We start from the raw sequence: 13,677 nt of genomic DNA on the forward strand, positions 1-13,677 counted from the left end.
AGTTCTCAGGCATCGACGACTCCTCGTGTCGCGCCACCGTGATCGAGTCGAGGAGCCCCGCCGGTGGACAAAAGAGGCCAGAGCGTGATGGTTCCGTGAGTACTCAAGGAGCTTGCATGCTGGAGAAGTCTGCCGAGTCCCTGACGACCGTGCCGGATGAATCTGAAGCAACCGAACACAGAACACACAACCCATCGAAAGAAGAAAGCTCGCCGACAGACACGGAAAGGGATCTCGCCGAGATACTCGCCGGCGTCCTGCGCGTCGAGCAGGTGCCGGTCGACAGTAATTTCTTCGATGACCTCGGCGCTAACTCATTGGTGATGGCGCAATTCTGTGCACGCGTCAGGAAGCGGGCGGATCTTCCGTCGGTGTCGATAAAGGATATCTACCGTTACCGGACGATCCGCAGCCTGGCGGTGGCGCTCACCGACGCCGGAACCGGTATCGCCGCCACACCCGCCCCGGTCAGCCCGCCGGACCCAGCATCCTCGGAAGCAGTGAATCCAGTCAATACGCTGCAGTACATCCTCTGCGGAACGCTACAGTTCCTACTTTTCCTAGGATATTCTTTCCTCGCTGCGATTCTCGCCGCACGTGGTTATGCCTGGATATCCGTCGGCTCAAATGTGGCGGATATTTACCTGCGATCAGTCATCTTCGGCGGTGCCGGCTTCGTCGGCATGTGCACTTTCCCGATCGTGGCCAAATGGACCCTTATCGGTCGGTGGAAAGAACGCTCGTTCCCGGTCTGGGGTCTGACTTATCTGCGCTTCTGGACCGTCAAGGTGCTGCTCCATGCCAACCCGATGGTCCTCTTCGTCGGCAATCCCCTGTATGTGCTCTACCTACGGGCGCTCGGCGCACGCATCGGCACGGGTGTCACGATTCTCTCGCGCAGCGTTCCGGTCTGCACCGACCTGCTCACGATCGGCGCCGGCACAGTGATCCGCAAGGAGTCGTTCTTCCTTTGCTACCGGGCGCACGCCGGCCGTATTCAAACGGGCCCGGTCACCCTTGGCCGGAATGTTTTCATCGGCGAGAAGACCGTGCTCGACATTGCCACGTCGATGGGCGACGGAGCGCAACTCGGTCATGCGTCATCACTGCACAGCAACCAGGCGGTCCCCGGCGACCAACGGTGGCACGGATCTCCGGCTCAGCGCACTGAGCTCGACTACGTGCGGATCCCTCCCGCCAGGTGCGGCACTTTGCGGCGGGTCGGCTTCGGCCTCGCCACAGTGGGCCAGCTGTTCTTTCTCTCCGTGCCGTTGGCCGTCGGGGGCCTGTACATGCTGTTGACAGAAGTCCCGTCGCTGAACGACCGGCTGGGACCGGGCGGGACGGGGCTCGTGTCGTCTGAGCTCTATGTCGACGCGCTGATCTTGTCCTGCATTCTGTTCTTCAGCTTCGTCGTCGTGGGCATCGTCGCTCTGTTCACCGTGCCACGCCTGTTGAATTTGTTCGTCAAGCCGGGCAAGGTATATCCACTGTACGGCTTTCATTACTCAATGCACCGGGCGATCGCACGCATCACCAACGTGAAGTTCTTCACCTGGCTCTTCGGCGACAGCTCCTACATCGTCCACTATCTGCGTGGCCTTGGATACGACCTGTCCCAGGTGGAGCAAACCGGGTCCAACTTCGGCACGGAAGTACAGCACGAGACCCCGTATCTGTGCTCCGTCGGCAGCGGTACGATGATCGCTGACGGCCTGTCGATCGTCAATGCCGACTTTTCGAGCACGTCTTTCCGGGTGTCCCGCGCGTCGATCGGGCGGCACAATTTTCTCGGGAACAACATCGTGTATCCGTCTGGAGCGAAGACGGGCGACAACTGTCTCCTCGCAACGAAGGTGATGGTTCCGCTCGATGGCGAGGTACGCGAGGGGGTGGGTCTGCTCGGCTCGCCGTGCTTCGAGATTCCCCGGTCGGTGGAGCGCGACTTGCGGTTCGACCACATGCGGGCCGGGGCAGAGTTGCACCGCAACCTCGCCGCCAAGAACCGCTTCAACATCCGGTCGATGGTCCTCTTCCTGCTCGTACGGTTCTTCTTCTTCTTCGTCATCACGGTACTCGCCCTCGCGGATGTTGAACTGTACGGCTCCTTCGAATATGTGGCGATCGCGGCATTCCTGGTGGCCACCCTGGCATTCACCCCCCTCTATTTCGTGCTGGTGGAGCGTGCCATCGTGGCTTTCCGCGGGCTGCGACCGCAGGTGTGCTCCATCTACGACCCTTATTTCTGGTGGCACGAGCGTCTGTGGAAGGTTCCTGACGAGTACCTCAACATCTTCAACGGCACCCCCTTCAAGAACATGATCTGGCGGCTCCTGGGGGTCCGGCTGGGCAGCAGGATCTTTGACGACGGCTGCTATCTGACGGAGCGGATGCTCACCACCATCGGGAGCGACTGCACCCTCAATGCGGGAAGCAAGGTCCAATGCCACTCTCAGGAGGACGGCACCTTCAAGTCCGACCGCAGCACGATAGGAAACGGATGCACCATCGGTGTCGGCTCCCACGTCCACTACGGAGTGACGATGGGTGACGGCTCAGTACTTGCACCCGACTCCTTCCTCATGAAGGGCGAGGAAGTCCCGCAGAACGCGCGGTGGGGTGGCAACCCAGCCACGGAGATGAGCGATGCCCCCGGTCAGCCGCCGGCACTGGCGCGGCAGGAGTAGCACAGGACCACCTTGGTCAGGCCGGCTCAACCGGCCGGACAGCCCGGTCTGCCGACAGCGACGACCGCAGAGGAACCGGTCTGATCGGCGGCGACGGACAGGGTGGCCACGGCAAGTGGAGAGGGACTGATCGATGGCAACGCGAGTGGCGGACCAGGAATTCTGGCGCGGTGTGCTCGTCACCGGCGGATCCACCACGATCCCTCGGTGGACGCTCCGTCCGATGACGGGCGTTGACGAGCACGAGGCCACGATCTCGGACGACGTCATGAACGCCTTGCGCCGGTTGGCGAAGGATCTCACGATGCCTCTCGACTCCGTGATGTTGGCCGCGCACGCCAAGGTACTCGCCGCGCTGTCGGGCGAGCACGAGGTCACGACCGGCTACGTCGCAGAGGAGGGCGGCCAACCGTTGCCCTGCCGGCTGACGACCGCACCGACATCATGGCGGGCGCTCCTGGTCGACACCCATCGCGTCGCGTCGGAACTGCTGTCGCACAAGGACTTTCCGGTCGACGAACTCAGGCGCGAGTTGAACCTCACCGAACCGTCGGTCGAGACCGTCCTCGATCCGAATCCGGCCTTCGGCCCCTGCGCGACGGGCGTCGCCGACGCTCTCGCCGGAGACACCGTGCTGTGGATGGCATTCTCGGAGCCCAGGGGCCGGCCCACGCTGCGATTGCGGTACCGGACCGACGTACTCGACGCGGACTACGCCGCCAGGATCACCGGGTACCACCTCACCGCGCTCGCGCTCATCGCAGCGGATCCGGATGCCGAGCACGCGCGGCAGAGCCTGCTCTCCGACGAGGAACTCCGGTTCCAGCTCGAAGGACTGTCCGGACCGCGCCGTACCCTGCCGGACGCCCGGATGCACGAACTGTTCGAACAACGGGTGAGGCTGCACCCGAATGCCGTCGCGGCCGTGCACGGCGACCGGGAGTGGACCTACCAGGAGCTCAACAGTCGTGCCAATCAGCTGGCACGAGCCCTGTTGGCGCGAGGGCTGCGACGCGAAGGTGTCGTCGCGGTAGTGACCGAGAGAAACCTGGACTGGATGGCCTCCGTCCTCGCGGTCTTCAAGGCAGGAGGTGTGTACCTGCCCGCTGAGCCGCGCTTCCCGGCCGATCGCATCGCGGCCGTGCTCTCCCGTGCCGAGTGCGGGCTCGTGCTCACCGAACCCGGAAGCACCGAATCGCTCGACCAGGCCCTGGACTCGCTACCAGGAGTCCGGAAGCTCTTCATCGGCACGGTGTACGACGAGGGCGATCGCGACGACGACCTGGGCATCGCCGTCGCACCGGACCAACTCGCCTACATCTACTTCACCTCCGGCTCCACTGGAGAGCCCAAGGGCGCGATGTGCGAGCACGCGGGCATGCTCAACCACCTCTACGCCAAGATCGAGGACCTGGAGCTCGACGTCGGCGAGAGACAGGTGGTCGCCCAGACCGCCCCGCAGTGCTTCGACATTTCGCTGTGGCAACTGTTGTCCGCCCTCCTGGTGGGTGGGCAGACCCTGCTGGTCGAGCAGGAGGTGGTCCTGGACGTCCAGCGGTTCGTCGACAGGATCGCCCGCGGTCGGGCCACCGTGCTCCAGGTCGTGCCGTCGTACCTCGAAGTCGTCCTGACGTACCTGGAGCAGCACCCGCGCGAGCTGCCCGGCCTGCGGTGCGTGTCTGTCACCGGTGAGGCGTTGAAGAAGGAGCTCACGCAGCGCTGGTTCGCGGCCAAGCCCGGCATCAAGCTGGTCAACGCCTACGGCTTGACCGAGACCTGCGACGACACCAACCACGAGGTCCTGGACCGGGTACCGGACCGCGAACGGGTCCCACTCGGTCCCCCCGTCAGCAATGTGCACGTCTATGTCGTCGACGAGCACCTGTCACCGGTGCCACTCGGCGCCCCCGGCGAGATCGTCTTCTCCGGCGTCTGCGTCGGCCGTGGATACGTCAACGACCCCGACCGCACCAAGCAGGCCTTCATGCCCGATCCCCACCGCGAGGGAGCCCGGCTCTACCGCAGTGGCGACCACGGCCGCTGGCTGCCCGAGGGCAAGCTGGAGTTCCTCGGGCGTCGCGACACCCAGGTCAAGATCCGTGGTTTCAGGATCGAGATCGGCGAGATCGAGAACACCCTGCTGCAGGTCCCCGGCGTCCGCGACGGTGCAGTGGTGGTCGTCGAGCGTCCCGACCGGAGCAAGCACCTTGTGGCCTTCTGCTCCGGCCCGACGTCGCTTCCCGTCGAGGACCTGCGGCACCGGCTGGGTGAGTCGCTGCCGGAGTACATGGTGCCGTCGGCCTTCCACTGGCGGGAAAGACTGCCGCTGACCGCCAACGGCAAGACCGACAAGAGGGCACTGGCAGCGCTCGTGGAAGAACCGGACGTCGTCGAAGACGACGAAAAGGACACCCACGTGCCGGGGACGCCGACCGAGCAGCGGCTGGCGGCCGCTTGGGCGGAGGTGCTCGGCATCCCGCAGGATCAGATCGATGGACGGGCCCATTTCTTCGACCGAGGCGGCACATCGCTGTCAGCTGTACAGCTGGTGATCACCCTGGACCGCGCGGTGTCGCTCAAGGACGTGACCCAGCATCCGGTCCTCGCTGATCTGGCCGCGCTGGTCGACGGCAGGTCCGATCGGCGTTCCGGGCTGCTTCAGTCACTGTGCGAACCGGACGGTGCGCCGACCGGTGCCCTGGTGTGCTTCCCCTACGCCGGCGGCAACGCGGTGAACTTCCAGCCGATGGCCAAGGCGCTGCAGGGCAGTGGGATCGCGGTCTACGCCGTTGAGCTGCCCGGTCATGACGTGGCCGCCGAGAGCGAGCTTTTCGCGTCGATGGCAGATGTGGTTGCTCAGGTCGTCGCCGAGATCACCGAATGTGGCCTGCGTGGAGTCCTGTTGTGGGGGCACTCGTCGGGAGCGGCTTTCGCCGTGGAGACGGCCAGGCAGCTGGAAGATCGCAGGGTGGGAGTCCAACGAGTCTTCATCGGGGCGCAGTTGCTCGGCAATGCCGCTGACCGGCGCGACGCCGTCACTGAGCTGACCGGGTTGAGCGACGCCGAGATCGCCGCGAAGCTGAGCGCGGACAGCGGCTACGCCGAGCTCCATGAGCTGGATGCGCAGCGCGCCGAGCACATCGGTGCGGCCTACCGGCACGACTGCGTGTCCGCACACCGCTATTTCGCAGATCTCCTGGACACTCCCCCGGCGGTGAAGTTGTCCGTGCCGGTCACCGTGGTCGTCGCCACCGACGATCCGATCACAGCTGATCACCCTCGACGCCACCGCGACTGGGAGCTCCTTTCGGTCCACGTCGACCTGCAGGAACTCGCCGAGGGCGGCCACTACTTCCTGCGCAGCCGTCCGTCCGAGACAGCGCAGACCGTGCTGCGCACCGCCGAACTACTGCCTGCTTCCTGAGCGGCACACACAGCTGCACACTGAAAGGAAATCAGGATGTCCTCCATATACCCGGCGTCACTGCTCGACGAGGTCGAAATCCGATCCGGCCGACCTCCGATATTGCGGGCCGAGATCACCAGCGACGCGCCGCGCTGGACAGCCGAGCGCCGAGAGGCGCTGCGCGCCGTCGTCGCCGAGCATGGCTGCGTCCTGATCCGCGGCCTCGGGCTGCACGATGTGGCCGGGACCAGTGCCGTCTTCGAGCAGCTGAGCACCAGACTGATGGCCGAGAGGGAGGCCTTCGCACCCCGGCGGACCTATGCCGACGGTGTGTACTCCTCGGCGCAGTGGCCGCCGAGCCAGCCGATGTGCATGCATCATGAACAGAGCTACGCGCTCGAGGTCCCCGGCCTGATGCTGTTCGCCTGCCTCACTGCGCCCCACCAGGGCGGGGCGACCGGAGTGGCCGACGCGGCAACCGTGCTCGAGGAACTGCCCACCGCGTTGACCGAGCGATTCGAGCGGGAGGGTTGGCTGCTCACCCGAAGCTACAACGACGAGATCGGGTCGTCCCTCATCGAGGCGTTCGGCACCGATGAGCGGGACGCTGTCGAGAGGTACTGCCGCGCCAACGCGATCGAGTTCGCATGGCAACCCGACGGGGCCCTGCGCACCAGGCAGCGCCGCAACGCCGTGATACGTCATCCGGTCAACGGGCTGCGCTGCTGGTTCAATCAGGTCGCTTTCCTCAACGAATGGACACTGGCCCCCGAGGTCCGCGAGTACCTCGTCGAGGTCTACGGCGCCGACGGGCTGCCGTTCAACACCCGTTTCGGAAGCGGCGCCCCGATCGGCGAGGACGTGGTGCAACTGCTCAACAAGATCTACGAGGCCAACACCGCACGCGAGCCGTGGCAGCCCGGCGATCTGATGATCGTCGACAACCTCCGCACCGCGCACAGCCGGGAGCCCTTCGAGGGACCGCGCGACGTGCTCGTCGCGATGGCCGACCCGGTGCGACTGTCCGACTGCTCGCCGACTTTCGAGGTGACCGCCCGATGACCAGCGTCCCCACCACCGTGACGGCGTCCGCAACAAGCGAACCGCACGCTGTGCGACCCTTCGCGGTGATCTCCGGTGCCCAGGTCCAGCAGGTGCTGGAAGGGCGCGAGAAGCAGATCGTCGAGTTGACCGAGTCCACCTACCGGCTGCACGGCGCCGGTGACTCGGTGAACCCACCGTCGTACTTCCTGCGCTTCCCCGACCGCCCGACCTCCCGGATCATCGCGCTGCCGGCCTCGATCGGCGGGCACGTAGGGGTGGACGGCGTAAAGTGGATCTCCAGTTTTCCGGAGAACGTCCAAGCCGGCATCCCGAGGGCGTCCGCCGTGCTGATCCTCAACGACCAGGAGACCGGTTACCCGTTCGCCTGTCTGGAGAGTTCCATCATCAGCGCCACCAGGACGGCCGCGTCCGCGGTGTTGGCCGCGGATCGGCTCAGCCGGGACCGGCCACGGCCCACGCGCGTCGGGTTCTTCGGGACGGGCCTGATCGCCCGCTACATCCACATGTTCCTGGCCGGCAACGGCTGGTCGTTCGACGAGACAGGGGTACACGACCTGTCCGCCGACAGCGCGGCAGGGTTCCGCCGCTACCTCGAGCAGTCGGGCGCCACCGGCCGGATCACGGTGCACCACGGCGCCGAGGAGCTGATCCGTGACAGCGACCTGGTGGTCTTCGCCACCGTCGCCAGTGAGCCGCACGTCAGCGACCCTACGTGGTTCTCGCACAATCCTGTGGTTCTGCACGTGTCCCTGCGCGACCTCGCGCCGGAGATCGTTCTCGCCTCGACCAACATCGTGGATGACGTCGAGCACTGTCTGAAGGCTGACACCTCGCCGCATCTGGCCGAGCAACTCGCGGGCAACCGGGACTTCCTGCAGGGCACGTTGGACGACGTGCTGGCCGGGCGGGTGAAAGTGCCGGCGGACCGACCGGTGGTGTTTTCACCCTTCGGCCTCGGGGTGCTCGACCTCGCGGTCGGCAAGTACGTCTACGACGAAACGGTCCGCTCAGGAAAACTGCACGTCGTCGACGACTTCTTCCACGAACTGCGCCGCTACGGATAACCGTCCGAGAGCGCCCTGCTGCAGATGAGGAGGAAGCCGTCGTGCCCGTCATATCCGTTCCCTACGCCTTCAACGAGTCCCAGCTCTATGTCGACCTCGAGCCCATCTTCGGGCACTCCCTGTTCCTGAAGTGCGAGGGATTCAACTTCGCCGGCTCGATCAAGTTGAAGGCCGCGACCGAGATGGTGGAGACCGCCGAGCGAGACGGAGGCCTCAAGCCGGATTCGATCCTGGTCGAGTCCTCGTCCGGCAACCTCGGCGTAGCGCTGAGCATGATCGCGGCAAGCAAGGGCTACCGGTTCCTGTGCGTGACGGACTCCCGCTGCAACCTGTCGACCAGACTCCTGATGGAGGCACTGGGCAGCCGGGTGCACACCATCGCCAACTCGGACGCCAAAAGCGGCTTCCTGGGCGCACGGATCGACTACATCCGTGCGCTGTGCGATTCCGATGACCGGTACGTGTGGCTCAGTCAGTACACCAATCCGAACAACTGGAAGGCGCACTACCGCAAGACGGCGCCGGAAATCGTCCAGCGCTTCCCGCACCTGGACGTACTGTTCGTCGGCGCCGGCACCACCGGAACTCTGATGGGCTGCGCACGCTACTTCCGCCAATGGCCCCGGCCGGTACGGATCGTCGCGGTGGACAGCGTCGGTTCGGTGACCTTCGGTGGTACGCCGGGCCGCCGCATGGTACCCGGGCTCGGCATGAGCATGCCTCCGCCGCTCCTCGACGAGTCCTACGTGGACGAGGTGATACGCGTCGAGGAGACGGACACCATCCGCACGTGCCATCGCCTGGCCAAACGCGGATTCCTCTTCGGCGGCTCCACCGGCACGGTCGTCAGCGGCGCGATGCGTTGGCTGCACGACCATGACACGCGTGAACTCACCGCGGTGGCCATCGCCCCGGATCTCGGCGAACGCTACCTCGACACCGTTTACCAATCCAATTGGCTGCACGATCTTTACGGCGAGGACCTGCTCGACTCCGATGAAACGGCTGACGGTCCTTGGGCAGCCGGCCCCATGCCCACATTCCAAGGAAGCCTCCCCCCGGACCCGCCCGCAAACCGGCAACGGCGGCGGTAACGAACACCGTCAGCACCAAGACCGAGAAGCGTTGGATGTTCTGCCCGCCCAGAGGCACGGCAACCGCACGGTTCCATGTCACCTGGCCGAGCGGCGCGGGACGGTAAATCGTTCGGTGCAACTCCCGATCACGGAGGATGCGTCGACGGCCAGTGAGAACGTGGTCGATCAGCTGCTCGACGGGCTGGCGGGCCGGGAGCCTGCAGCAGCCCGCCCTGGAGGGCGAGATCACCGATCACCTCGGCTATGACAAGCACGGTCCGGCAGGCAAGGACGGTGACAACTCCCGCAACGGCAAACGCTCCAAGACCGCACTGACGGACGTGGGGCCGGTGGAGACGGCCGTGCCCCGCGACCAGGAGGGCTCCTTCGAACCGGAGATCGTCAAGAAGCGGCAGAAGCGCCTGACCGGTGTCGGCGAGATGGTCACCTCGCCGGCAGCGAAGGGCCTGACCACCGGAGAGGTCTGGGGCCTGTTGCGAAAGTGGCTGTTGGGGCCGGCGGCCGGATCGTGGATCTCCTCGCGGCGCTCGGTGCCGCTCGCGCCCCGGGTCAGGGGTGTGACCGGTGTCGTGTTCGTGCTGGGACCGGTGCGCATGTCCTCCGCCCACAGCGCCATTGCGCGGCGGCGGCGTTCGGTGCGGCCACCGGCATCCGGCAGCCGGATGCCGGTGGCGAGGTTCTCCAGCGCCGCGCAGCAGAGTCCACGGGCTGAAGGGGTCGATCTCCCCGGCCGCGGTCAGGCGGCGGAAGGCATACGGGTGGGCCGGGCCGGCACCCTAGGAGTTGCGGATCAGGCGGGAGGCGGGCCGGCGCTTCAGCGGTGCGTCGTCGGTAGCCAGGCTGTTCGATGCCTTCGGGGCGGGCAGGGGCCGGTAGGCACCGTTTTCGCGCGGCTGCTCCACCCACTCGAACAAAGGGGATCAGATGAGCGCCGGCGAAGCCGTGCGTGCTCATGGCCGGTGAGCGTAAGCGGTTCAAAGACCCATACGGGTGAACGTCACATGCGTGACTCCGCCGGGCGAGGAGGTGGCCTCGGCCTCGTAGTCCTTTTCGAGGCCCTCCAGTCCGTCCCATAGGCGTACGCCTCGGCCGAGCAGGATCGGGACCACCACGATGTGCATGTGGTCGATGAGCCCGGCGGCAAGGAAGTCGCGGATCACGGTGGGTCCTCCGCCGATGCGTACGTCCTGGCCGTCCGCGGCCTCGCGGGCCGTCTCGAGCGCCTTGGCGGGCGAAGCGTCGAGGAAGTGGAATGTCGTGCCGCCCTCCATCTCGATCGACGGGCGCGGGTGATGGGTGAGGATGAAGGTCGGTGTGTGGAAGGGCGGGTTGGGCCCCCACCACCCCTTCCACTCCGGGTCCTCGTGCCATCCGGGGTGGCCGAACTTTCCGGCGCCCATGATCTCGGCGCCGATCCCGGGCGTGAACTGCCGCGCGAAGGCGTCGTCGAGGCCGCCGGTCCCGCCGGGCCGGCCGATCGTCTTGTGCCACCACCGGGTGGCGAACATCCACTCGTGCAGCCTTTCGCCGGCGTGGCCGAACGGCGCGTCACGGCTCTGCCCCTCACCGGTGCCGAAGCCGTCGAGCGAGACGGAGAAGTTGTGGACGCGGGCGAGTGACATGGCTGGCGACTCCTAGGAACCCACAAGGCGGGCGATGGCGTCACGGGCTTCCTTCGGGAGCCCGTCGAAGGTGCCGTCGGCCGCCCAGCGAGCGAAGCGCCCGTGGACCGTCTGCCCCGGCCCGAACCTCTTCGACGGATTCTGCCCCAGAGCACACCGGTCCGGAACTTGAACACGATGTCCTCCGGCATTTGGCAGCGTTCACGCCACCTGCCGCGGGCCCGGCCCACCGGCAACGGCGGCAACGGCGGCAACGGCGGCAACGGCTCAATCACCGCCCATACGGCATCGGATATCCCAGACACACTCCTCACGACCAGTCCAACGTTCGGATGATCGGAAAGAGGCGGCCTAGCGGTTGACGCTTCTCATCCCTGCCTCGTCATACCGCTCACCCTGTGCCTCGGGGAGCTCCGCGTCGATACGGGCCAAGTCGTCCTCGGTCAGCGCGATGCCGACCGCGGCAGCGTTCTGTTCCAGGTAGGTGCGGCGCTTGGTGCCCGGGATCGGTACCAGGTCCTCACCCCGGGCCAGCACCCAGGCGATGGCCAGCTGGGCCGGGGTCACGTCCTTCTCGGCGGCGATCTCCTTCACCTTTTCCGCCAGCCGCAGGTTCGCCTCCAGGTTGGCGTCCTGGAAGCGCGGGTTCTCACGGCGCCAGTCGTTCGCGTCCAGCTCGTCCGGCGAGGTGAACCGCCCGGCGAGGAAACCGCGGCCGAGCGGCGAGTACGGCACAAAGCCGATGCCCAGCTCCCGGCAGGCGGGCAACACCTCGGCCTCCACGTCCCGTGACCACAGCGAGTACTCGCTCTGCACCGCGGTGATCGGGTGCACGGCGTTGGCACGCCGGATGGTCTCCGCGCTCGCCTCGCTCAGGCCGATGTATCGCACCTTGCCCTCGGCGACCAGCTCGCCCAGCGCACCGACCGTCTCCTCGATGGGTACGTTCGGGTCGACCCGGTGCTGGTAGTACAGGTCGATGTGGTCGGTTCCCAGACGCTTCAGGGAACCGTGGACCGAACTCCGGACGTGCTCGGCAGAGCCGTCCTGCGGGCCGACCGTGCTGATGTCGCCGGGTACGGCTTTGTCCATCCGGTAGTTGAACTTCGTCGCGATCACGTACTCGTCGCGATGTCCCCGGACCGCCTCGCCGACGAGCGACTCGTTGGTGAGCGGCCCGTACATCTGCGCGGTGTCGAGAAAGTTCACCCCGAGGCCGAGGGCACGCCGAATGGTCGCGATCCCCTCCTCCTGATCGGCGGATCCGTAGAAGGCGGACATGCCCATGCACCCCAGGCCGATGGCCGATACCTGGAGGTCCCGCAGACTGCGCTTCTGCATGCCGTGTCCCAGCCTTTCCCTGCACACTCGTTCATCGTTCGGGCGGCACGAAGCCCTTCATCCATCTAGCGACACATTCCCCCGCTCGGCATCCCGTGAGAGGCACGAGGCGACACGGGCTTCGTGCGCCGCGGTGTCTGCGACGCTCCGACTGGAGCGCACTCCAACGCAAGTCGACCGTTCAGGCGGACCGGCAACTCGAACAGGTCGTTCCGCAAGACCACCGGCTGGTTGCGCAGCTCCGACGCGGGCACCCCCACTTTCAGGCCTGGAAAAGGTTCGTACAGCGCCGACACCGCGACCCCGGCCTTCAGACGCACCGGATGCCCGCCACTAGAGGATCGCAGCCTGACCCTCGGTGTGCAGGTTTTCGGTGTCGAAGTCGGCCGTGTCGTCGAACGGTCGGTGCAGCAGAGCTACGTCGGCCCGGCCGTCGCGCAGCACCCGTGCTTGCTCGCCCTGCGCGCACAACACGACGTCCACGGCGATGGCACCGGACTCGGCTGCGTAGGCGTCGAGGAGTTTCGCCAGCAGTTCACCAGAGGCTCCCGCTTACGCGGCGAGGACCACGGCGGGGCGGCCGGTCGCGGCAGGGGCTGCCCGGCGGGTGCGCCGCTCGGCGGCCTCGACGGCGTCCAGCGCCACCCGCACCTCCCGCAGCGGTACCGCCCCGGCCTCGGTCAGGGTGACGCCCCGGCTGCCGCGCTCCAGCCGGGGCGGACTCCTTCTCACCACTGCGGCCTGAATCGTCCCGGTGATGCGGTCACAGCGGCAGACAGCCGGGCCGTCGATCACTTGACATGTGCGGCGATGGTCCGTGCGCACTCCATCGCTTCCGCATGCGTGGTGTCCACCTCCAGGTCATAGGTCACGCCCTGGTGGGCCACTTCCGCCTGGGATGCGGCCATTCCGATGGTCCGATCGCCTCGTGCGACCTCACGGCCCGTGGCTACCGCAGCGTCACACCTGACACCGACCCACAGCACCCGCAGTTCGCCCAAGGCTTTCTGCCATCGCTGCTGCGAGTCCGCTCCGCCGAGGAAGACCTCGTCGACGATGACCCGGGCGCCGGCACGGGCCATCGCGGCGACCCCCTCGATCCATGCCGCTTCCAGCGTTCGGAACTCCGGACCGATGGTCACCGCTCCGTCCGGAGCGAACTCGATCCCGCCATCCGACGCCTGCATGGACGCCGGCATCGCCTCGACCAGCGTGTCTGTCCCCAGGGCCAGCCACGGATCCGGCAGTACTGCCTGCAGGCACCGAATGATCCCGGACTTCCCCGAGCTGGAACCGCCGTTGAGAACGATCACCTGAGTCATCACCGCGCCACAGTAGAGGCACCAGGGCAAGGCTCGAAACGAATTTTCGCGAACCCTGCGCCACCAGCCACAA

8 protein-coding genes and 2 pseudogenes are annotated in these 13,677 nt (G+C 66.4%); 6 read left to right on the forward strand and 4 right to left on the reverse strand.

The annotated features are described in order from the left end of the window. Positions 1-116: 116 nt before the first annotated feature. The 6 genes and pseudogenes from OHB56_RS02790 to OHB56_RS02815 all read left to right on the forward strand — a co-directional run. Positions 117-2,687 carry a Pls/PosA family non-ribosomal peptide synthetase gene (locus tag OHB56_RS02790; protein ID WP_406351433.1) on the forward strand — a complete coding sequence of 857 codons (2,571 nt, stop codon included), beginning with the start codon at positions 117-119 and terminating at the stop codon, positions 2,685-2,687. Positions 2,688-2,820: 133 nt separating this feature from the next. After that, entirely contained in the window at positions 2,821-6,111 is a 3,291-nt protein-coding gene (locus tag OHB56_RS02795; protein WP_406351435.1) for a non-ribosomal peptide synthetase, read from the forward strand. A gap of 36 nt (positions 6,112-6,147) precedes the next feature. After that, positions 6,148-7,155: a TauD/TfdA family dioxygenase gene (locus tag OHB56_RS02800; RefSeq protein WP_406351437.1), complete on the forward strand. Its 1,008-nt coding sequence runs from the start codon at positions 6,148-6,150 to the stop codon at positions 7,153-7,155. Further along, complete coding sequence (sbnB, locus tag OHB56_RS02805; RefSeq protein WP_406351439.1) at positions 7,152-8,222, forward strand: 2,3-diaminopropionate biosynthesis protein SbnB; 1,071 nt, start codon at positions 7,152-7,154, stop codon at positions 8,220-8,222. The genes OHB56_RS02800 and sbnB overlap by 4 nt, the downstream gene beginning before the upstream one ends. Before the next feature lie 41 nt (positions 8,223-8,263). Next, positions 8,264-9,316, forward strand: coding sequence for a 2,3-diaminopropionate biosynthesis protein SbnA (gene sbnA / locus OHB56_RS02810; protein WP_406351441.1), 1,053 nt, complete (start codon positions 8,264-8,266; stop codon positions 9,314-9,316). Between the two features lie 206 nt (positions 9,317-9,522). Further along, positions 9,523-10,395 (forward strand): annotated as a pseudogene (locus tag OHB56_RS02815) (transposase); the annotation flags it as partial. On the opposite strand, the gene OHB56_RS02820 reads toward OHB56_RS02815, so the two are convergent. The 4 genes and pseudogenes from OHB56_RS02820 to cpt form a co-directional block, all read right to left on the reverse strand. Then, positions 10,294-10,941 (reverse strand): dihydrofolate reductase family protein, encoded by a 648-nt coding sequence (locus tag OHB56_RS02820; protein WP_406351443.1) that lies wholly within the window; start codon positions 10,939-10,941, stop codon positions 10,294-10,296. The pseudogene OHB56_RS02815 and the gene OHB56_RS02820 sit on opposite strands and share 102 nt — an antisense overlap. Positions 10,942-11,292: 351 nt before the next feature. Continuing rightward, entirely contained in the window at positions 11,293-12,282 is a 990-nt protein-coding gene (locus OHB56_RS02825; RefSeq protein ID WP_326756667.1) for an aldo/keto reductase, read from the reverse strand. A 336-nt stretch (positions 12,283-12,618) separates the two neighbouring features. Further along, positions 12,619-12,993, reverse strand: a pseudogene (locus tag OHB56_RS02830) (LysR family transcriptional regulator); the annotation flags it as partial. Between the two features lie 80 nt (positions 12,994-13,073). Beyond that, positions 13,074-13,604 carry a chloramphenicol phosphotransferase CPT gene (cpt, locus tag OHB56_RS02835; RefSeq protein WP_326757281.1) on the reverse strand — a complete coding sequence of 177 codons (531 nt, stop codon included), beginning with the start codon at positions 13,602-13,604 and terminating at the stop codon, positions 13,074-13,076. Positions 13,605-13,677: the final 73 nt, after the last annotated feature.

The organism is Streptomyces sp. NBC_01635 (assembly GCF_045209715.1).
Classification (GTDB): domain Bacteria; phylum Actinomycetota; class Actinomycetes; order Streptomycetales; family Streptomycetaceae; genus Streptomyces; species Streptomyces hirsutus.

Excerpts from the sequence above, each read along its gene's own strand:
- OHB56_RS02790 (WP_406351433.1), top strand. The coding sequence starts at position 117 with ATGCTGGAGAAGTCTGCCGAGTCCCTGACGACCGTGCCGGATGAATCT.
- OHB56_RS02795 (WP_406351435.1), top strand. The coding sequence starts at position 2,821 with ATGGCAACGCGAGTGGCGGACCAGGAATTCTGGCGCGGTGTGCTCGTC.
- OHB56_RS02800 (WP_406351437.1), top strand. The coding sequence starts at position 6,148 with ATGTCCTCCATATACCCGGCGTCACTGCTCGACGAGGTCGAAATCCGA.
- sbnB (WP_406351439.1), top strand. The coding sequence starts at position 7,152 with ATGACCAGCGTCCCCACCACCGTGACGGCGTCCGCAACAAGCGAACCG.
- OHB56_RS02820 (WP_406351443.1), bottom strand. The coding sequence starts at position 10,941 with ATGTCACTCGCCCGCGTCCACAACTTCTCCGTCTCGCTCGACGGCTTC.
- OHB56_RS02825 (WP_326756667.1), bottom strand. The coding sequence starts at position 12,282 with ATGCAGAAGCGCAGTCTGCGGGACCTCCAGGTATCGGCCATCGGCCTG.
- cpt (WP_326757281.1), bottom strand. The coding sequence starts at position 13,604 with ATGACTCAGGTGATCGTTCTCAACGGCGGTTCCAGCTCGGGGAAGTCC.